This window comes from Psychrilyobacter piezotolerans, from assembly GCF_003391055.1.
Lineage (GTDB): Bacteria > Fusobacteriota > Fusobacteriia > Fusobacteriales > Fusobacteriaceae > Psychrilyobacter > Psychrilyobacter piezotolerans.
In genome coordinates, this window is record NZ_QUAJ01000025.1 from 1 (window position 1) to 20,040 (window position 20,040).

The 20,040-nt window shown below is 33.8% G+C and carries 15 protein-coding genes; 4 read left to right on the plus strand and 11 right to left on the minus strand.

Annotation, left to right across the window (positions count from 1 at the left end; translation table 11 throughout):
- Positions 1–482: 482 nt before the first annotated feature.
- Together DYH56_RS12330 and DYH56_RS12335 are read left to right on the plus strand one after the other, a co-directional pair.
- Positions 483–2,012: an alanine/glycine:cation symporter family protein gene (locus tag DYH56_RS12330; protein WP_114643179.1), complete on the plus strand. Its 1,530-nt coding sequence runs from the start codon at positions 483–485 to the stop codon at positions 2,010–2,012.
- Positions 2,013–2,265: 253 nt separating this feature from the next.
- Positions 2,266–3,738 carry an alanine/glycine:cation symporter family protein gene (locus DYH56_RS12335; protein ID WP_114643180.1) on the plus strand — a complete coding sequence of 491 codons (1,473 nt, stop codon included), beginning with the start codon at positions 2,266–2,268 and terminating at the stop codon, positions 3,736–3,738.
- Positions 3,739–3,809: 71 nt separating this feature from the next.
- Here the strand turns inward: DYH56_RS12335 and DYH56_RS12340 are convergent, their stop codons facing one another.
- The 5 genes from DYH56_RS12340 to DYH56_RS12360 are packed head-to-tail and all read right to left on the minus strand — an operon-like array spanning position 3,810 to position 8,466.
- The gene (locus DYH56_RS12340; protein ID WP_114643181.1) at positions 3,810–4,313 is read right to left on the minus strand and encodes a YgjP-like metallopeptidase domain-containing protein; all 504 of its coding nucleotides are present in this window, start codon (positions 4,311–4,313) and stop codon (positions 3,810–3,812) included.
- A 33-nt stretch (positions 4,314–4,346) separates the two neighbouring features.
- Complete coding sequence (gene lspA, locus DYH56_RS12345; RefSeq protein ID WP_158539149.1) at positions 4,347–4,784, minus strand: signal peptidase II; 438 nt, start codon at positions 4,782–4,784, stop codon at positions 4,347–4,349.
- Positions 4,771–5,676 (minus strand): glucosaminidase domain-containing protein, encoded by a 906-nt coding sequence (locus DYH56_RS12350; protein ID WP_114643183.1) that lies wholly within the window; start codon positions 5,674–5,676, stop codon positions 4,771–4,773. Before DYH56_RS12350 ends, lspA begins: the two co-directional genes overlap by 14 nt.
- 2 nt (positions 5,677–5,678) lie before the next feature.
- Complete coding sequence (locus tag DYH56_RS12355; protein WP_158539150.1) at positions 5,679–6,326, minus strand: class I SAM-dependent methyltransferase; 648 nt, start codon at positions 6,324–6,326, stop codon at positions 5,679–5,681.
- A gap of 4 nt (positions 6,327–6,330) precedes the next feature.
- Positions 6,331–8,466: a peptidase U32 family protein gene (locus DYH56_RS12360; protein ID WP_114643185.1), complete on the minus strand. Its 2,136-nt coding sequence runs from the start codon at positions 8,464–8,466 to the stop codon at positions 6,331–6,333.
- Positions 8,467–8,687: 221 nt separating this feature from the next.
- On the opposite strand from DYH56_RS12360, the gene DYH56_RS12365 reads away from it, so the two are divergent.
- Positions 8,688–9,677, plus strand: coding sequence for an AIR synthase family protein (locus DYH56_RS12365; RefSeq protein ID WP_114643186.1), 990 nt, complete (start codon positions 8,688–8,690; stop codon positions 9,675–9,677).
- A 19-nt stretch (positions 9,678–9,696) separates the two neighbouring features.
- Positions 9,697–10,182, plus strand: a complete 486-nt coding sequence (locus DYH56_RS12370) for a tetratricopeptide repeat protein (RefSeq protein WP_114643187.1) — start codon at positions 9,697–9,699, stop codon at positions 10,180–10,182.
- A 383-nt stretch (positions 10,183–10,565) separates the two neighbouring features.
- On the opposite strand, the gene DYH56_RS12375 is transcribed toward DYH56_RS12370, so the two are convergent.
- The 6 genes from DYH56_RS12375 to DYH56_RS12400 form a co-directional block, all read right to left on the minus strand.
- Complete coding sequence (locus DYH56_RS12375) at positions 10,566–11,666, minus strand: amidohydrolase family protein (RefSeq protein WP_114643188.1); 1,101 nt, start codon at positions 11,664–11,666, stop codon at positions 10,566–10,568.
- 93 nt (positions 11,667–11,759) lie between these two features.
- Positions 11,760–14,096, minus strand: coding sequence for a heavy metal translocating P-type ATPase (locus tag DYH56_RS12380; protein WP_114643189.1), 2,337 nt, complete (start codon positions 14,094–14,096; stop codon positions 11,760–11,762).
- Positions 14,097–14,392: 296 nt separating this feature from the next.
- Positions 14,393–16,240, minus strand: coding sequence for an FUSC family protein (locus DYH56_RS12385; RefSeq protein ID WP_114643190.1), 1,848 nt, complete (start codon positions 16,238–16,240; stop codon positions 14,393–14,395).
- Between the two features lie 263 nt (positions 16,241–16,503).
- Positions 16,504–16,734: a hypothetical protein gene (locus tag DYH56_RS12390; RefSeq protein ID WP_114643191.1), complete on the minus strand. Its 231-nt coding sequence runs from the start codon at positions 16,732–16,734 to the stop codon at positions 16,504–16,506.
- 191 nt (positions 16,735–16,925) lie between these two features.
- Positions 16,926–18,509: an L-lactate permease gene (locus DYH56_RS12395; RefSeq protein ID WP_114643192.1), complete on the minus strand. Its 1,584-nt coding sequence runs from the start codon at positions 18,507–18,509 to the stop codon at positions 16,926–16,928.
- 113 nt (positions 18,510–18,622) lie between these two features.
- Positions 18,623–20,029 (minus strand): FAD-binding oxidoreductase, encoded by a 1,407-nt coding sequence (locus tag DYH56_RS12400; RefSeq protein ID WP_114643193.1) that lies wholly within the window; start codon positions 20,027–20,029, stop codon positions 18,623–18,625.
- Between the last annotated feature and the right edge of the window lie 11 nt (positions 20,030–20,040).

The following is a 20,040-nucleotide window of genomic DNA, read 5'->3' on the forward strand; positions in this document are numbered from 1 at the left end:
CACTTAATCAAAAAAAATCTACAAGATATTAAATAAAAATAAAAATAAAAAATACTATCTAATATTTTAGTCCCATTTTAGAGTACATTTTTTTAAAAAATAAAAAATTACTAAAAATATCCTAATATTAGGTTAGATTAAATGTTGCTATAGAGGTTAATTATAGTAATCCATGGACTTAAAAATTATTTATTAAAAATAACTAATAAAGGGGAAAATCGCTGATAAATCGACCAAAAATATAAGAAATAGAAGCATCGAAATACTAAAATTTCAAACTCTACTACCCTTGGTTATAAATTTCTATTTTTTGACAAAAAAATCACAACCTCTAAGATTACAAGAAAAAAATGAACAAAAAATAAGACAGAATGTCCATATTGTAGTTTTGACATCCATGAAAAGTGGGGCTAAGCTGTTATTAGTTGATAGATGGAATTTAGAGTTTTATTTTTATTGTTGAAAATTACTTAGGAGGTTTTATGGGGAGTTTAGTTAATCTGTTAAATAGTATTGTTTGGTCACCGGTGCTTATATATCTTTGTTTAGGTGCAGGATTATTTTTTACTTTAAAAACAAGCGGCGTTCAATTTTTGATGATAAAAGAGATGATAAGATTATTATTGGGAAAAGATGTAAAACCAGGTGAAAGATCTAAAGATTCAATAAGTGGATTTGAAGCATTGTGTATGTCTGTTTCTGCAAGGGTGGGAACTGGAAATATTGCAGGAGTGGCTACAGCTATATCATTAGGAGGACCTGGATCTATATTCTGGTTATGGATGATTTCATTATTGGGGGCTGCATCATCATATATCGAGTCTACGCTGGGACAATTATATAAAGAAAAATTTGAAGGCGGATATAGAGGGGGACCTTCTTATTATTTCCAAAAAGGATTATTAGGCGGGAAATCTTGGTATGGAAATTTATTTGCTCTATCTACAATATTGGCTATGTTAATATGTATGCCATCTACTCAATCACATGTAATTGCAGGAACTTTTAAAGTAGCAGCAGGGGTTCCCCAATGGGTTACAGGAACAATTATCGTAGGACTCTTAGCAATCATTATTTTGGGAGGAGCTAAAAGGCTGGCAACATTTGCCGGGATAGTAGTTCCATTTATGGCTGTGGCATATGTAGTTATTGCAGTGATAGTTTTGGCACTTAATGTCGAAAATATTATCCCAACGTTAACTTTAATTGTTAAATCTGCTTTTGGAAGGGAAGAAGCATTTGCAGGGATAGTAGGATCAGCCATATCCTGGGGTGTAAAAAGAGGTGTTTATTCAAATGAAGCAGGGCAGGGAACAGGACCAGGTGCAGCAGCAGCAGCAGATACATCACATCCTGCTAAACAAGGGCTGGTACAGGCATTTTCGATCTACATTGATTCAATATTCATATGTACAGCAACAGCATTGATGATCATCATCACAGGTGCATACAAGGTATTTGATGGAACTGGTAAGGCAATTTATGCAGGAAAGGGAGCAACTGCTAGTATGAGTATAGGAACAGTAGGAGCAGCCAATACATCTACAGCTTTGGATATTGGAATTGGGTATGGTGCATATATAGTAGCCATAGCTATTGCATTCTTTGCCTTTACTAGTTTATTAGGATTTTTCTGGAATGGAGAGACAGCGTTAATTTATTTAACTAAAGACAGTGAAAAAGGGAAAAAAATCAGATATATTTTAATGTTCATATTCTTCGGTTGTACATTTTTAGGATCTCTACTTGCAGGAGGAATGGCTTGGACTGTTGGAGATATTGGAATAGGAACAATGGCCTGGATAAATATAATAGGAATTTTAATTATGCATAAGCCTGCCATTGCCTGCTTAAAAGATTATAGAATAAGACTGAAAGAGGGGAGAGCAGATGATTGGGACTTTAATCCAAATGAGGTTGGAATTAAAGGAGAGTTTGCTGTTTGGGATGAAATAAGAAGAGAAGGAAGAGGAATGGTAACAGAAGATGCAGCAGAATTAAAAAGATCATAAGATATAATTAGGATAAAATTGAAGCTGTAAAATAATTTTTTTTATATTCGATAGCTGCCCTGTTCTATTTAATGAGACAAATTAATAAAAAACACCTATCTGTAATAAGCTCCCTCTAGATTTATAAAAAATTTATACTTAAAAAAAAGGAAAATTGTTATAAAAAAAGAATATAGAATTGCAGTTAAAATTATATTCTTATTAAATCTAAACAAAGGCCAAAGTATTATGTTTTTTATTAAGGAGGTTATTTATGGGTCAAGCTGTTGATTTTCTTAACGGAATAATCTGGAGTCCGGTACTGGTGTATTTGCTTCTTGCAACAGGACTTTACTTCTCATTTGCAACGCGATTTATGCAGATACGCCATCTCAAAGAAATGGTAAGACTACTTTTTGGTGGTCAAGAGTCTGAACAAGGGGTTTCTTCTTTCCAAGCCTTTGCACTTGCGGTTTCAGGTAGAGTAGGAACAGGTAATATTGCAGGTGTTGCAACAGCCATTGCTCTCGGTGGTCCCGGAGCATTGTTTTGGATGTGGGTAATCGCATTTCTGGGTGCGGGTTCTGCATATGTGGAATCGGCATTAGCTCAAATCTACAAGGTTGAAATTGATGGTCAGTATCGTGGTGGACCTTCGTACTATATTGAAAAAGGTCTCGGTATAAAATGGTATGCTGTATTATTTGCAATTTCTTCGGTAATTGCAATGGGATTTTTACTGCCAGGGGTTCAGGCAAACAGTATAGCTACAGGTGTAGAAACTGCTTTCGGTCTCAGCCCGTATATAACAGGTGGTATTATCGTGGCTCTTTTGGGGATTATTATCTTCGGTGGAGTCCATCGTATGGGTAAGGCCGCTGAGATCCTTGTGCCATTCATGGCAGGAGCCTATATACTTGTGGCACTTATAATTATTGTCGTTAACATTGCACAGCTTCCGGCTGTTTTCATGTTGATTTTTAAGAGTGCTTTTGGTGTAGACGCAGCCTTTGGAGGAATTATCGGTATGGCAATTTCATGGGGTGTAAAACGTGGTATCTACTCCAATGAAGCCGGACAGGGTACTGGTCCTATGGCAGCCGGTGCTGCAGAGGTTTCTCATCCTGCTAAGCAAGGATTAGTTCAAGCATTTTCAGTTTATATCGATACATTGTTTGTCTGCAGTGCCACAGGATTTATGATTCTGTTAACAGGAGCGTATAATGTCCATGATAAAGTAGGTGGCTACATCGTTGAATATATACCGGGTGTTGAATACGGTCCGGCCTATACACAGATGGCAGTGGATTCTTTTATCCCGGGATTTGGTAGTAAATTTGTTGCCATTGCCCTATTCTTGTTTGCATTCACGACTTTGATGGCTTATTATTATTATGCAGAGACCTGTATTATTTATTTATTTAGAGGAAGCCATCACCATAAACTGGTTGTCAATCTAATGAGGTTTGCACTGCTGGCTGCCATTTACTATGGTGCAATCAAAACAGCTTCATTGGCTTGGGGTATGGGAGATGTAGGTGTTGGACTTATGGCTTGGCTAAATATTATTGCCATTATCCTTTTAAGAAAACCTGCACTGCAGAGTCTCAAAGACTATGAGGAACAAAAAGCACAGGGAGTGGATCCGCAATATGATTCCATCAAACTGGGAGTAAAAAATGCAGAATTCTGGGAAGGCGGATATAAACATCATCCGGATTATAAAAAACATCACCATAATCTTTAGTTTTTAAATAGTTAATTCAGAATAAAAAAAGGACAGCCTCTGGTTCCCTGGAACCAGAGGCTGTCCTTTTTTTAATAAAGTTCTTCCTTATATATATCCACATAGGTAAGATAAATTCTCAGATCTAACTCTACCTGCCCGCAATTATCTTCCATAGACTGACAGAGCCTGTAAAAAGCCTTATCATGATTTTTTTCCTTTAAATGAGCTAATTCATGAACCACTATATGTTCTAAAAACTCTAATGGCATTTTTTTAAACTTCGAAGCTATCTTTATTTCATTTTTTACCTTTGTTTTTTTTCCCTGTTTCCTAGGAATATACGAATGGAGACCCAGAGCTTGATTTTCTAGGATTATCTTTCCATCATAAACTACCTTTGACAAAGGCTGGCTCTTTTTTAAAAAATTATTCTTTATCTCCATAGTATATTCATACAGTTGTTTATCTGTATCGATTCTGTGACCTTTGGGATATTTGTTTTTTATATAAACTCCTAATTTATCACTTTTTATTAATTGTTCTACCTGCTGCAGGATATTTTGTGAATATCCGTTTAAATATTTAAATTCCATTTTTTTCCTTTCTAAATTTTTCCTTTGATTTCATTAACCTATTATCTCCCTTACCATAACTATACTTATCCCTAAAAGTACCTCAAAATCTGCGATATTAAACACGGGCCAGCCTTGGATGTTAAAGTATATAAAGTCAATCACATAGCCTTTCTGTATTCTGCCGATAAAATTTCCCAAGCCCCCTGCTAATATCAGGGAATAAGCTAAATAGTTGTTTATATCGGTGTAGAGGAGGTAGCCTAGATAGGTAAATAAAAATAAATTTATAATTAATATTAAATTTTTCTTCCCTGACAATCTATTGAATGCTATCCCGTAGTTTCTCACATAGATTAATTGTATCTTCCCTCTAAACAGATGTTTGGAGATATTCAGATTCTTTTCAGCCCATTCCTTAGTCCGCAGGTCCAAGGTTAAAAAAATTATTATTACCCCTAAGACGAAGAACCACTCTCTATTCAAATTCATACCTATCATATTGATATAGTTTATTGTGCTCAATGGTAGCTAAAAGCCTGTTGATATAGACCTCCTCCATCTCACTGTACTTGTCTAATTTGGGCACCAAAATTTTATAATCCTCTGTCACCTGTAATTTTTCACGGAATTCGCTATAGGCTCTATGCCTGGCCAAAAGTTTCATATAGTCAGCCATAGATTCCTTTAATGTAGGATAGCTTCTTAAGTATACCTGTTTATTTACCCTGGCTTCTCCAGCCTTTATCCTAGGTTCTGTAGGATCTACCGACCATACACCAAATATATTATTCCCTTTTTCAAAGATTCTAGAGGTTCCCCAGCCACTTTCTAAAATAGCCTGAGAAAGCAGAATTGATATAGGGACAGGTTTTAATTTATGATATAAAACTTCAATGTCTTTTTCCTTAACCCTGTATTTAATATACATTTTTGAAAGATATTCTTCATCTCTCTCCCTCTTGCCTTCCATAATTAATTTTAACCCTTTCCTGGTCTCTTCTATCTCTTCTACCACAACCATGGCTGTAGGTACCATGATTTCAAAGAATTTTTGCTTTTTCTTCGGGATATTTAAACCCCTCAAAGATACATTATCCATACTATAGACCACCCTGGGTACTGATTTTTCTCCTGGAATTGGCTGAACTTCAGACAGATGGAGTAAATCGATCTCCTTATGTGTGCCTTTCACCATTTTTTTTATCTCTAATCTAATTTGAATATTTCGTTCTGCCAGTATTTTTTCTTCTTCGATTTTTTTAAATTCAGTATTTTTTAAAACTGCTTTATTTTTTGATAATTCATCTTTATTAATTTCTTCTACCTGGGAAAAATTAATAATCACAACAACTAAATAAAGTAAAAATAATTTAATACCCATGTCTACCTCCTTTGAAAAATTATAATATTCTTATGATTATATTTTATGATATTTAAATCATATTTCCTTCCTATAACCTCAAAAGTTTTTTCATTATAAAATACAACGTGGGTAGGGTCTTGAATATACCACCATCTTCTGAACTCCTCATCGGTAGGAGGAGAGACAGCAGTCATGAGAATTAATTTACCATTTTTCTTTAAAATAGACAATAAAGTTTCTAAAGTTTCTACAGGCTTATATATATGCTCAAAGACCTCTGTAGAGATGATCACATCATATTTTTTATCCAGATAATCTTTTTTATTGTAGAAAAATTTATCATAGATATCGACCCTATATCCATCTTCTTCCATTACATCTGCCAATACCGGCTGAGGTCCTGAACCATAGTCTAGGATAACATTATCTTTATCTAGGTTATCTTCTATATAGTTTATAAATTTTTTAAAATAAGATCTATATGAGGGATCTGAAATCTCATTATTATGAACCTCATACCTCAGACCTTCATCCTTGTAGGATAAAATATGAGCCTTATCTATAAAAATAAATTCACACTCTTTACATCTATAGTATTTTTTTAATCCAGCTTTATTTTTTACCCCAATGAGGCGAAGGTCTTCATTTCCACATATATTACATCTCATAAATTTAAAATACTCCCTTGTGCAGGTTATAAGGCACATATTCTCCTATCCCTGTTTTAATACTTTCCAAAATTTTTCTCATCTCAAAGGCTGATTCCAATACAAAATCTAATCTTACTTCAGCTAGTCCTAAGTCCTTTAATTTATCGATCCTGGAGATGATATTCATAGGATCTTCCAAGAAGACCTGTGTATTACCCAATTTATTGGTATGAAGTTTAAAGTTATCCCCATTTTCATTGGTTAAATCATTAGCTTCCACCTTGAGATTTTCTATATACATCCCTGTAAGGTGACCATAGACCATCATCCCGCACTTACTCAGTTCCAGAGTACTCAAATAATCCAAATCAAACTCAGGTGACAGATAGATGACTCCTGTATTTTTCATCTTTGAAAATTCCTCTATAGATCTGCTGTTGGCTATGTTAAAGTTATAATCTACAGATACAACCTCATTTTCATTTTGTATCAATTGGTATAGATTAGAGGCTAATCTTGATTTTGTATCTATCTTATCTAAATTAGATTCCTTAGCTACTTCAGGCCCCCTATAGTAGATCTTTTTAATTCCAAATTCCTTGGCTGTTTTAAACTGTTCCTTGTTTACAACAGATACAGCAACTGTAGTTTTATAGTCATTTTCACTTATTGTTGGTGTAAATCCGACAATTTCATGGGTATCTAAAGTTCTTCTTGTGGTTGCCAGATATTCATTTTCAAATTTCTCAATGGCACACCTCTTTATATCTTTTAAAGTTTTCAATGAGACAAAGGCTTTCCCATCATATTGTATATCTAAAGTGGATAATTTTAGTGTAGAATTACCCATCTCTCCTAATTTTTCAAATATAGTTTCATTGTCTAAAGGTCTTTTTTTAGCTTCTTCCAATACATCCCCTATGACAGATAGAGTTACTTTATTTGCATAGATATCAAATCTTATAGGTTCTCCTACATGTGCAAAAAACTTTCCACCTACAGACATTCTGACCTTTGCAGTTTTTAATGTAGATTCAACACTGTCATTTAATGCTTTATCAAATGTTTTATAGATGTACTTAGTCCCCTTAGGCGGGTAGATACTGATCAGGTCCAATCTTTTAGCTTCCTTTACCTTTTTCCCCATGATGATGATCTGGTTTAGGTATTCCCCCTTTAATATATTCATATCCTTATCTAAATAAGCTATTCCATCTCCTAAAATAACTGTAGTGTTTAACTTTAATATCCTTCCTCTGACATCCCCAATACTGTATCCATAGTTAGAAGCATATTGGCTGTTCATTAGTTTGTCACTGTCGCTTTTATAAAAATATCCCTTTGAGTAACCTCTGTTAAATATTTTTTCAGGATGATGTTCCTCATTCGTTTTCCTTAAGATATCATTGTATTTTCCTACCATCTCATAGACATAGTTAGGAGATTTCATTCTTCCCTCTATTTTAATTGCGTCTATTCCTGCATCTTTTAATTTTTCAATCTCAACTTTATCCAGCATCTGGTCTTTTGGACTTAAAAGATATCCGCTTTCTTTTTTACTTGTTGTATATTTTTTTCTGCAAATTTGAGCACACATTCCCCTGTTACCACTTCTGCTGCCTATGAAACTACTGATATAACAATTCCCAGAATAAGATATACATAGAGCTCCAGATACAAATACCTCTAATTCTATCTTAGTTTTTTTTCTGATAGTCCTGATCTCTTCAAAACTAAGTTCACGGGATAAAACTACCCTTTTAAATCCTAAATTATAGAGGTAGTTAGCTTCAACATGATTAGCCACAGTCATCTGAGTACTTCCATGGATCTCCAACTCTTTAAAATTATCCTTTAGATATCTGAAAACACCTAAATCTTGTACGATTACAGCATCTAACCCATGTTCATACAGGGTAGACAGATTCATATATAAAGAATCTAACTCACTGTCTTTCATAATTGTATTGAGTGTCAGTAAAACTCTTACCCCTCTTAAGTGTGCATAATCAATGGCATCTTTTAATTCGCTGATTGTAAAATTGATAGCTGATCTCCTGGCTCCAAATCCTTTTAGCCCCAGATAAACTTCGGCTGCACCCCCTTTTATAGCTGCTTTCATTCTCTCTATATCTCCTGCAGGAGCAATTATTTTCATCCTTCCACCTCTATTTTCAAATTTTTATTTACCTAATATAATACTATATTCTACAGGTTTTATCAAGAATTAAAACCTAAGCACTGAAAACTAATAACCGCCAATGACACTATTTGTTTAGATTAGTGGCAAAAAAATAGGAAAAAGAAGTTTCCTCCCCCCTCTTTATGCTATAATATTTTATAACAACTAAAATTTAAATTTTGAGAGGATGAAGATTAATGAAAATAGGAAAACTGACTGCTTCACAACTAAAACATGTAATTTTTAACAATATAAAGAAGAAAAGAAAGGAATTTTTAAATTCACCGGGAATAGGAGATGACTGTGCCGCTATAGATTTAGGGGAAAAGGTATGCTATGTCAGCAGCGACCCCATCACCGGTGCAGTTTCTGAGATAGGAAAATTAGCTGTAAATATAACCTGCAATGATCTAGCTACTACAGGAGTAGAACCCATGGGTATCATGGTGACTATATTAGCTCCTCCATCTACTAGTGTAGAAGACCTGCAAAAGATCATGGTAGATATGGAATCTGAATGTACTGTGTTAAATATTGATATCTTAGGAGGACATACAGAGATTACCGATGCTGTAAATAAGATCATAATCTCTGTGACAGGACTAGGATTCGGTACTAAGGATCACTATGAAGATAGAAAAGAAATTTTAGAGGGAGACATAGTATTACTTACTAAAGGAACCGGAATAGAGGGTACGGCTATCATAGCTTATGAAAAAGAAGAAGAGTTGAAAGTTATCTTGTCTCAAGATGAAATTAACCATGCAAAATCTATGATGGCCCAGACCAGTGTAGTCAAAGAAGGTCTGTTGTCTTCACAACTGTCTAAGGGGATGCATGATGTAACTGAAGGGGGGATATTAGGAGCCATCTGGGAGGTTGCAGAACTTTCTAAATTAGGAGTTACTGTCTACCGTGATCAGTTCAATGTTGCTGAAGTTACCCATAAAATTTGTGATCATTATAAGATCGATCCATTAAAGTTAATTTCCAGCGGTTCCATGCTTATAGTTGTATCTCCTAAAAATAAAGATGAACTATTGGATAAATTAATATCAAATGAGATCCCTACTTTTGAAATAGGTTATTTTACCCAAAATATCGAGGAAAAATTTATGTATCACTCTGAAGATCAAAGATCAAATATATCTGAACCGGAAAGTGATGAACTCTATAAAATAGTATAAAAATTTAGGAGGTAGCCAGATGAAGGTATCTATATTAAAAAAAGTAGTTGAACTGAGAAAAAATGGTGAAAAATTAAAGGCCTTAGAAACTATAAAAACCTATCTGAAAGAAAACCCTAACGATCCTATAGCTAACTATCAATGTGCTTGGTGTTACGACACATTAGAACAGGAAAAAGAAGCTATCCCTTATTATCTTAAAGCCATTGAAAATGGTCTTTCCAGCGAGAATCTAGAGGGTGCTTATCTGGGTTTAGGTAGTACCTACCGCTCTATAGGAGAGTATAAAAAATCAGAAGAAATTTTTAAAAAAGCCACGAATGAATTTCCGGATAATAAGGATTTTAAAGTTTTCTATTCTATGACCCTTTATAATTTAGGTTATCATAAAAAAGCTATGGAGATACTACTAAAGATTATAAGTGAAACTTCAAATGATACTAAAATTAAAACTTATAAAGATGCTATTTTATTTTATTCTGATAAATTAGATCAAATATTTTAAAGGAGTACTATATATATTATGATATTCACTGTCATGCTGACAAACTTAGTCCAAAAGAAATAAAAACTGCAATAAAAGAAAATTTGATAATAGGTGCAGTTGGGATGAAGGCAGCCCGGAAGATCTTAATTTATAAATATTAAACAATCATTATATCTCTATCAGTCCTGAGATCTTGGTGAATAAAGAATATTTGGAGTTTGCTAAAAAAAATACCGCTAGATATGATCTTACTCGAAAGTGACGGTCCTTGGCAGTATGAGGGTAAACGCGGGCTACTTAGATCAGAATAACAATTAAAAAAATGGACTTCTCTCAGAGAGTCCCATTTTTTTTATCTGGGAAATTATATTATGTGGTGACAACGTCACGCTGCTTTTTTATTAATCAATAATTTTACCATCTATCATAACCAAAACCGGATCTTGAATAGTTATAAAAGGCTTATCTTTCCACACAACCAGGTCTGCATCTTTCCCCTCTTCGATGGAACCAATTCTTTTTTCCACTCCCATCATACGAGCTGGATTTATAGTTACAGCTTCTAAGCCCTTTTCAAAGGTCAGCCCCTTAGAAATTGCTAATCCTACACAAATTGGCAGGTATTGCAATGGGATTACAGGAGCATCTGTTATTATGGATATATTCTGATTTTTAGCTAATTTAACTACATTTTCAAACCCTTTTCCCTTTAACTCCATCTTTCCTCTGGCTCCTAAACTAGGCCCTACTATCAGGTTTCTTTTTTTAGTATGGATATAGTCCAATATATCTGCCCCGCAAGTCACATGATCCAGTGTATATAACAGATCAAATTCCTCCATAACCCTTATGGCAGAGACTATGTCATCGGCTCTATGAACATGAATTTTTAAGGGTATTTCTTTATTCATTATGGGTTTCATCGCTTCTAATTGATGGTCATATTCAGCCTCTTTATCTAAAAAGTACTCTTTGGAAAGTCTCAAAAATTCTCTTAATTTGCTTATAAGACCCATCCTGGTAAGATTATGAACTCTTTTTGGATTCTCTCCTAAAGCAGCTTTCATAGCAATATATGGATCTACTAATATATCATCTATTGTATCCCCAAAAGTTTTTATACAGGCATACTGCCCGGCTATGAGATTAGCCGATCCCGGACCGCTTCCACAGGCTGTTATACCGGCTGATCTCGCTTCTGCAAAGGTTATATCTTGAGGATTTATTGCATCTATTGCTCTCACTTCTGGGGTTATAAAGTTACTTTTCTCATTGTGATCGGCATAAAAAACACCGGCTGAATCAGTTTTTAATCCCAAATGAGTATGGCAGTCAACTAAACCAGGGGTCAAATAGTTTCCCTCTATATCGATTATTTCTTCACCTGCTAAGGGAATGATCATTTCCTTACTGATGGTTTTAATCTTATTATCTGCTATTCTGATAAAATATACCCCTTCATCTATCCCAGAACTCAAAATTCTTGCTTTTGTCAAAATCAATACTATCAACTCCTACAATTTCATTTCCCCCATTATACACTAAAAGTCCAGGAATTTTAATTAATTCCCAGACTTTTATTTAGACGCTTTTAATTATTTTTTTAGTATTCTGATAGAGTTAAATATGGCAAGGATAGCCACTCCTACATCTGCAAAAATTGCTTCCCACATTGTAGCTTCTCCCATAAGCCCTAATCCCATAACAACCAGCTTTATAACTAAGACTAATATAATATTTTGTGTAACTATCTTTCTAGTGGCTTTTGCAACAACAATTCCATCTACTATCTTTGTGAGTTCATCGGTCATTATAACCACATCAGCAGCTTCTATTGCAGCATCACTGCCAATTCCTCCCATGGCAACTCCAACGTCAGCACGAGCCAGAACAGGTGCATCATTTATTCCATCCCCTACAAAAATAACATTCCCATGGACCTCAGATTGTATTTTTTCAAAGATCTCTACCTTTTGATCGGGTAATAGTCCTGCATAGACTTTATCTATTCCTACTTTATCAGCAATATCAGCAGCTACCGATTCATTGTCTCCGGTTAACATATATGTTTTTATCCCCAGATCTCTTATAGATGATATTGCTTTTTTTGAGTCGGCCTTCAGTTCATCTGAGATTACAAGGTAACCCTTAAATTCATTTTCAACAGCCAGATAAACAATAGTTCCTATTTTATCTGTCTTAGGACAGTCTATCTTATTTGTTTCCATCAATTTATGATTTCCTAATAAGATTTTTTTATCCTCTAAAGTTAAACTCACCCCATATCCCTCAATTTCCTTATAATCTTTTACTTTTTCTATCTGAATCTCTTTCCCATAAGATTTAACTATACTTTTAGCTATAGGATGGTTGGAATATGCCTCTCCGTAAGCTGATATATACAGGAGTTCTTCTTTTGAAATTTCATTAGCTGCTACTTCTGTAACCTTAAAATTTCCTTTAGTGATAGTCCCGGTTTTATCAAATACCACAGCATGAACTTTATTAAGTGCTTCCAGATGATTTCCGCCTTTTATTAAGATCCCCTTTTTAGATGCAGCACCGATTCCGCTGAAGAATCCAAGGGGTATAGAGATTATCAGTGCACATGGACAGGAGATAACTAAAAATATCAACGCTCTATATAACCACGTATTAAAATCTCCTCCAAATAATGGCGGTATTATCACCGTCACAGCAGCCACAGATACCACTGCCGGGGTATAATATTTAGCAAATTTAGTTATAAATTTTTCAGTTTCAGCTTTTTTATTGCTGGCATTTTCCACCAATTCCAATATTTTATTTACAGTGGAGTGATAAAAATCTTTCTTTACTTCAACTTCTATAACCCCATTTTTATTGATACTGCCGCTCAGTACATTGTCCCCGGATTTAACGTCTACAGGAAGTGCTTCCCCGGTCAATGCAGAGGTATCTAGAGCTGCTTTTCCAGATATAATAACCCCATCCAGTGGGATCTTTTCCCCGGGTTTAACCACAATTACTGCCTCTACTTTTACACTTTCAGGTCTTACTTTTTTCACTTCATTACCGATCTTTATATTTGCAAAGTCAGGTCTTATGTCCATCAATCCTTCGATAGATTTTCTGGAGTTATTGACTGCTCTTCCCTGAAAATATTCTCCTATTTGATAAAACAGCATAACTCCGACAGCTTCTGAATGTTCCCCTACAAAGAAGGCCCCGAAGGTTGCAATAGTCATCAGGAAATTTTCATCGAAGATATTTCCACGGGCTATATTTTTAAATGATCTTAAAACTACTTCTCCACCAGAAACTATATAGGCAAGAACAAGTACAGCTAGTTTAAGTGTACTGTCTTCTATCCCAAAAGTTCCCAGTAAAAATAAAAATAATGCAATCCCTACTCCGACCTCTTCTTTATAGGTCATACCTTTGTCCGATGTAAGGACTTTTTTACTCTCTACATATTCCTCGGTAAAATCTTCTTCCTCTACCTCTAAAATAGCCGTCCCCGGCTCGATCTTATCAGCTAAGATTCTGATCTCCTCCAAAAACTCATCTCTCTCCCCGGAGAATTCAACCACCAAAGTTTTTTTCATAAAATTTAATGTAGCTTCCGAAACATGGGGAAGCTCATTTATTGCATTTTCAACCTTGGATGAACAGCCAGCACAGTGCAGGTTTTCTACATTATAGGTAACTTTTGTATTTCTTTTAGTTAAAATTTCTTCAATTACTGTTCCAGGTTCCAAATTATCTGCCAATTTATTCAACTCCTCCAGAAGGTTTTCTTTTATCTCCTTCAATTCAATGAGTAAAGTTTTTTTCATAAAATTTAAGTTAGCATTTTCTACATATGGCAATGAACCGACTGCATCTTCTATCTTAGCAGCACAGCCGCCGCAATGCAGGTTTTTTACATTGTATATAATTTCTCTTTTCATAGTTTTCTCCCTTGAAATAAATTAATGTATGAATGTCTACTCACATATTACCTCAAAGTTATATGAATGTCAACTCATGTATGAAAAAATATATTTACTATCTTTGGGAATTTTAAAACACTTTTTTAACTAAGGATATCTTTGCCATTATCTTTAATTCTTTCAATGGTAATTAAAAAAAGATCCTAAGAAAATTAGGATCTTTCATTTATAATGGGTCAATAAATTAATACAGCCCCACCTTAAACTTAAGCAAAAAATAGTTTATAATCATACTAGAAAATAAAAATTTCCTTTTATATTTCTTTCCAAAAATAATTTCTATTGTTAAAATTTTCTATATAATGTTTCATCAATTCTAAAATTTCTATTATCATGGTATCATCTATAGAGCTGTCTAATAATTCTTCTATTTTTCCCCTGTAGTTTAATATTTCTTCTGAATTCTCTGTTTGTATAGAAACTATAGAGCTTTTTATAAAGTTACTCATTAAAATCAAAACTTCTATATATTTTTTATCCATATCATTACTTCTTATTCTGGAATATATTAATTTCAATTTATCCATAAACACAAGACTGTCTTTTAGTATCATCTTACTGTTTTCTTCACCTGCATTTTCTAGATCTTTTATAAGGATATCCCTAAAAATATAACCTCTTACAATATATCCATCTAAATGTTTTTTTTCTTTATTTTTTAAAAGTTTTACCATTTCATCCAAAAAAACAACATCATTTTCAATCATTCTAATCAATCTTCCTTTTATTATCGATCTATTTCTATCCTTTAGCAAAAATTCTACAATAAAGATTATTGCCCCTGCCATAATTGTATATAACATCCTATGCATATAACTATTTTCCGGTGATAGATATGATAAACTCATGAGTACAGCAGTAATTGTCGCAAACATTACAACTCCGATAGATGAAACCCTCATTAAAGAAAAAGATAGATACACAGATAATACAGCAATGACCGTTATTCCTTTACCGCTTGGAAATATTGCAATTATAATACTTACAACTAGTAATCCAAATATTGTTCCTAGGATTCTATCCCAAATTTTCTTTTTAGAATCCATCCCATAAGGCTGTGCTATAACTACCATAGTAGTTGGCAGCCAAACTGAGTTAACCATCCCAGATTTTTGAAATATAACTATTCCTATTGTAAAAGTTATTGCAAGCTGTATGGCATGCCTCATCCTAGTTGTATTTAGGGACACACTCTCCTTTAGATAATATAGTGTCCTATGATTTTTTTTGTATTTTTCGTCTGAATTTCTCTCTATTTCAGAGAATAAATTTTTTCTGTTTTTATAGATAACTTTTACTGTGTTCATAGGCAGCTCTAATTTTTCCAAATCTATATCTTTGTTACTTTTTATATCTTTCAAAAACATTTCAAGCTCCAAGTATTTATTTTGAGTGAAGGGCTCTTTTTTATTTTTTATTCTAAATTTTTCAATAAGTTCATGCAAAGAAAGGACAAATTCAAAATTCTTTTTTGCCTTTTCATCTCCTAGATATGATCCATAAGAAGTTTTATAGAATTCATTTAAAAAAATTTTGTAGGCTTTCCTTCCTTCTTCCCTTGTTTTTTGGATATCTATCCCCTTCCTGCAGGACCTCACCTCTTTTATTAGGGAATCCAAATATTCCTCTACAGTTTGTTTCATCTTATCATTGGGACAGCTCTTCCAAAATATCTGAATATACATATACCCCACTAAAATACCAATCAAAACTCCGGCTAAACTTTTTAGATAATCATTTAGTTCCTTATTAAAAAATGAATAGATATAAATATATACGGCTGGAATATGAGCTAAAAATCCCCCCAAGTACTCCTCCAATGAAAAAAAAGCTGTAACACCTACAAATATCAACGTTCCGGCTACCAAAGCTGCGGTATTGTCTTTAGCAATATACGGTATGAATGCAGCCAGGCTAAAAAGTATCCATAGGTTAATAACCCTGAGAATTATTCTTTTTTTATTCAGTCCCTTTAAATTGAAAAGATATCCTCCAATGGCCGATACAGCACTCAAAACTGAGGGTATCCCCCCTAAAAAATGAAAACTTACTCCATAGGCGGTAGCACCTATAAGGATTATTTTAAACGCATCCCATAGCATTAATTTCTTATATAAATTTTTTAAAATTTTAATCCCTCCTTTAGCTGTTTATAAGATCTATTTCTGTAAAATCCATTTATTATTATAAAATTTTATCTCTCAAATGTCCATAAAACTTAAGAAAGATAGAAAAATAAATAATAACAAGAGGAATAGGATATTTTTATAAAATTTCTAATAATGTAACAATAGTAACAGATAAACCACATTTTTATGAATATGCAAGGGGACACAACCTTTTTAGTAGTTTTAGGGAAGAAACTTTAAAATGGGTCTGTCTCATATTTTTTTTTGAATTTGTTTTCAAGATCAGTCAAATTTTCTAAATCTTTTTCCAACTGATTTATTTTACTTTTAATATTTCCCATTCTTTGGGCTATTTTTTCATTTCTATTTTCAAATTGATAATCTTTTTCTAATCTGTTTAATTCTTTTTCAGCGACTAATTTCCTTGTTTTTCTTAATTCTTTGATTTCTTCTAACCTGTTAAACACAAAACAACCTCCCAAATGTCCTTTCTTAGATTATTCAATTAAAAATTACTTTCCTTTTAAATCTAGCTCAACTTTTAGCGGTAAATAAAAAAAGGTTTTCAGAATATTTTTATCATTTTTAATATTCAAATTCAAATACTATAATAATTAGACTTTTATTATAGTATTTGAAAATTGAATTAATTATGAATCTAACTAAAAGCAAAGGCTACAACACCTATACCCAATGAGTATAAAACACTAGGTACAAATACCTTTCTAATTACTATACCTTCCTTACCAGAAAGCCCAACGACAGTACATGCTGCTACAACTACATTAACACAAATTATATGACCTACTCCTGCTCCAAGAGTTTGTTCAGCAAGTATTAGTGTAGGGTTTAAATTTATTATATTTGCCACATCATGTTGAATAGCTCCAAAGGTAAGATTTGACACCGTACCACTTCCAGAAATAAAGGTTCCAAGCATCCCTATAAATGGGGCAATAAAGATCCAAGATTCTGCAAATGAAGAACTCATTGTGGTGGCTATATATTGCGGCATAGATGCATAACCGAGACCATTGATCCACGAGTTGGAAAATATCTGTACCAGAGCCAGTGTAGGAAATAATATCAATGTAGTATTTTTTACTTGTCCGAATGAAGTTAAACAAGCTCTTTTAAATGAATTGTAGTTTGATTTTTGAAGAAATATAGTTAAAAATGCTATTAGTATCAATACAGTTCCTGGAGAATATAATAGAGGCCACTTACCGGAGATTTGCTCAAACCCCATTATATTTTTCCATGAAAGATCTATAGCTGAAGTTGTAAAATTTTTGATAACTGGAAATATTCTAGTAGTTAGTAAAACTAGAACTACAAGGATATATGGAACCCAAGCTCTAAATAATGACATATCACTCTCAGAACTTTCTATTTCTACCTTTGCCTCTTCATCTAAAGCTTCTATCCATATGTGTTTAGGAATTAAAAATTTCATTTTACAAGTCATGGTAGCTGCGAAAAGTCCAGTAATAGGAGCAAGGATAGAAACAAATTCAGGTCCCACAAGTTCTGCATATAAATATGCAGATAATGTATAGACTAGGCCTATCAGGATAGACCAAGGAGCCATCTCGAGTATAGATTTTATCTTGTTTTTTTTACCAAATGATAATACTAAGACCACTACAAGAAGCAGCGGCATAAAGGTTCCAAGAAAGATATCTAGCTTAGTTATCAATGTTGCTATACTGCCATAATCTTGTGTGCTTAACCCTGAAACATTACTAAGTCCTACAAAAATTGGAGTTCCTACAGCTCCAAATGGAACAGGAGTACTATTTGCAATAAGTACTAATATAGCAGCAGTTAATGGCTGAAATTCTAATGCCACCATTAAAGCACCAACAACGGCAACAGGAGCACCAAATCCAGAAACTCCTTCGAGGAGAGCACCAAATAAAAATGCCAGTATTATAGCTAAAATTCTCATATCTTCAGAAAGGGCTTTAAACCCCTTGTTTAATCTTGTGATGGCACCTGTGTTTTTTAACATATTTAAAAGAACCATAGCACCCAAGAGTATGAGAAGTATAGTCAGTGCTTTATGGATTCCTTGAAGTGATGAAGCCGCTAAAACTTTTAATTCCATACCCCAAATGAAATAAGCACCCAGAAATAAAATTACATAACTCAATGCCATTCCTTTTTTAGCAGGCATCTTTAAAATAACTAAAAATAACAGGGGAAAGACCACTGCAATAAGGGCTGTAAATAATAACATATCTGCCTCCTTTTTATAAAAAAGTGTATAAAAAAATACTCCCATCTATAGATGGTAATGGGAGTATTTATATTTGGTAGTGAAGCCTTTGATTAAAAAGGCTTCTATTAAATTTATTTGCAGACTTTTCCAGGGTTTAGTATATTTTTTGGATCAAATATTTCTTTTATACCAACCATTAAATTAAGATGACCTCCATTGTACTGATTGAACATATATTCCTTCTTAGCAAATCCAATCCCATGCTCTCCAGATACTAATCCTCCTAATTCTAAGGATTTATCATACATTTTTTCAAAGACATCTGCTCTTTTTTTATTCCATAATTCAACATCCATACTATCTTTACAGATATAAACATGCAGATTTCCGTCTCCAGCATGACCAAAACTAGGGATTCTGATATCAAATTCTTTAGCTAAAATTTTTGTATATTTAATAAATTCTGCTACATTATTTCTAGGTACTACTACATCACATTCATCCATTTCATCGGTGGACCCATGGATTGCTTCTAAAAATGCTCCTCTGGCAGACCAAACAGCTTCCTTTCTTTCCTCTGTATCTACTAAATAAGCATCCAAAGCCCCTATTTCCAGGCACAGGTCAGCTACTTTTTCATAGTCTTTTTCTACCTGCTCCTTTGAGTTCCCGTCAAAAGTTAATAAGAGGTAGGAATCACTGGATTTATCCGGGAATATTTTTCCTAAATATTCTTCTGCAGCAAAGATTACTTCCCTTTGTAAAAACTCGATAGCTGTAGGAATAGCTTTAGACTTAATAATACTCGGTACTGCATCGATAGCAGTGTTCAGGTCTTCAAATGGAACCAGCAGACTTATCGTATGCTTAGGCAGCGGGATTAATTTTAAAATTACCTTTGTGATAATCCCCAAAGTTCCTTCAGAACCTATGATTAAATCTTTTATACTATAACCAGAAGAGTTTTTTACTACTTTTCCACCCACTTCAATAATTTCTCCGTTGGGAAGAACCACTTCTAATCCCCTCACATAATCCCTGGTTACACCATACTTTACAGCTCTCATCCCACCTGCATTGGTACTTATATTTCCTCCGATTGTTGCACTCTTTTCCCCTGGATCTGGTGGATAGAAGAAATCTTTCTCTTCTACATATTTACTTATTTCCATAAGCAATACTCCCGGCTCTAATGTCAGAGTTAAGTTTTCTTCGTCTAATTCTAAGATCTTATTCATCCCTGTAGTCTCGATAACTATTCCTCCGAAAAGAGGAACACATGCTCCTACAAGACCTGTTCCTGATCCTCTGGCAGTTACAGGAATATGATTTTCATAGGCATATTTCATAATATCAGAAATTTCCTTAGCAGAATGAGCTTTTACCAGTATATCCGGCATTTTGTCTATCCCACCTAATTCATCATGGGAGTAGTCTGGATTGATCTCATCTTTAAAGAGTACCCTTTCAGCATCTCCTATTAATTTTTTTATATTTTCAAAATCATTTATATCTATTTCTTTGTATTTATTATGCATCTTAGTCCTCC

Bases quoted from the DNA above. Each gene is read 5' to 3' on its own strand.
- DYH56_RS12330 (WP_114643179.1), top strand. From the start codon at position 483: ATGGGGAGTTTAGTTAATCTGTTAAATAGTATTGTTTGGTCACCGGTG.
- DYH56_RS12335 (WP_114643180.1), top strand. From the start codon at position 2,266: ATGGGTCAAGCTGTTGATTTTCTTAACGGAATAATCTGGAGTCCGGTA.
- DYH56_RS12340 (WP_114643181.1), bottom strand. From the start codon at position 4,313: ATGGAATTTAAATATTTAAACGGATATTCACAAAATATCCTGCAGCAG.
- lspA (WP_158539149.1), bottom strand. From the start codon at position 4,784: ATGAATTTGAATAGAGAGTGGTTCTTCGTCTTAGGGGTAATAATAATT.
- DYH56_RS12350 (WP_114643183.1), bottom strand. From the start codon at position 5,676: ATGGGTATTAAATTATTTTTACTTTATTTAGTTGTTGTGATTATTAAT.
- DYH56_RS12355 (WP_158539150.1), bottom strand. From the start codon at position 6,326: ATGAGATGTAATATATGTGGAAATGAAGACCTTCGCCTCATTGGGGTA.
- DYH56_RS12360 (WP_114643185.1), bottom strand. From the start codon at position 8,466: ATGAAAATAATTGCTCCTGCAGGAGATATAGAGAGAATGAAAGCAGCT.
- DYH56_RS12365 (WP_114643186.1), top strand. From the start codon at position 8,688: ATGAAAATAGGAAAACTGACTGCTTCACAACTAAAACATGTAATTTTT.
- DYH56_RS12370 (WP_114643187.1), top strand. From the start codon at position 9,697: ATGAAGGTATCTATATTAAAAAAAGTAGTTGAACTGAGAAAAAATGGT.
- DYH56_RS12380 (WP_114643189.1), bottom strand. From the start codon at position 14,096: ATGAAAAGAGAAATTATATACAATGTAAAAAACCTGCATTGCGGCGGC.
- DYH56_RS12385 (WP_114643190.1), bottom strand. From the start codon at position 16,240: ATGCTATGGGATGCGTTTAAAATAATCCTTATAGGTGCTACCGCCTAT.
- DYH56_RS12395 (WP_114643192.1), bottom strand. From the start codon at position 18,509: ATGTTATTATTTACAGCCCTTATTGCAGTGGTCTTTCCCCTGTTATTT.
- DYH56_RS12400 (WP_114643193.1), bottom strand. From the start codon at position 20,029: ATGCATAATAAATACAAAGAAATAGATATAAATGATTTTGAAAATATA.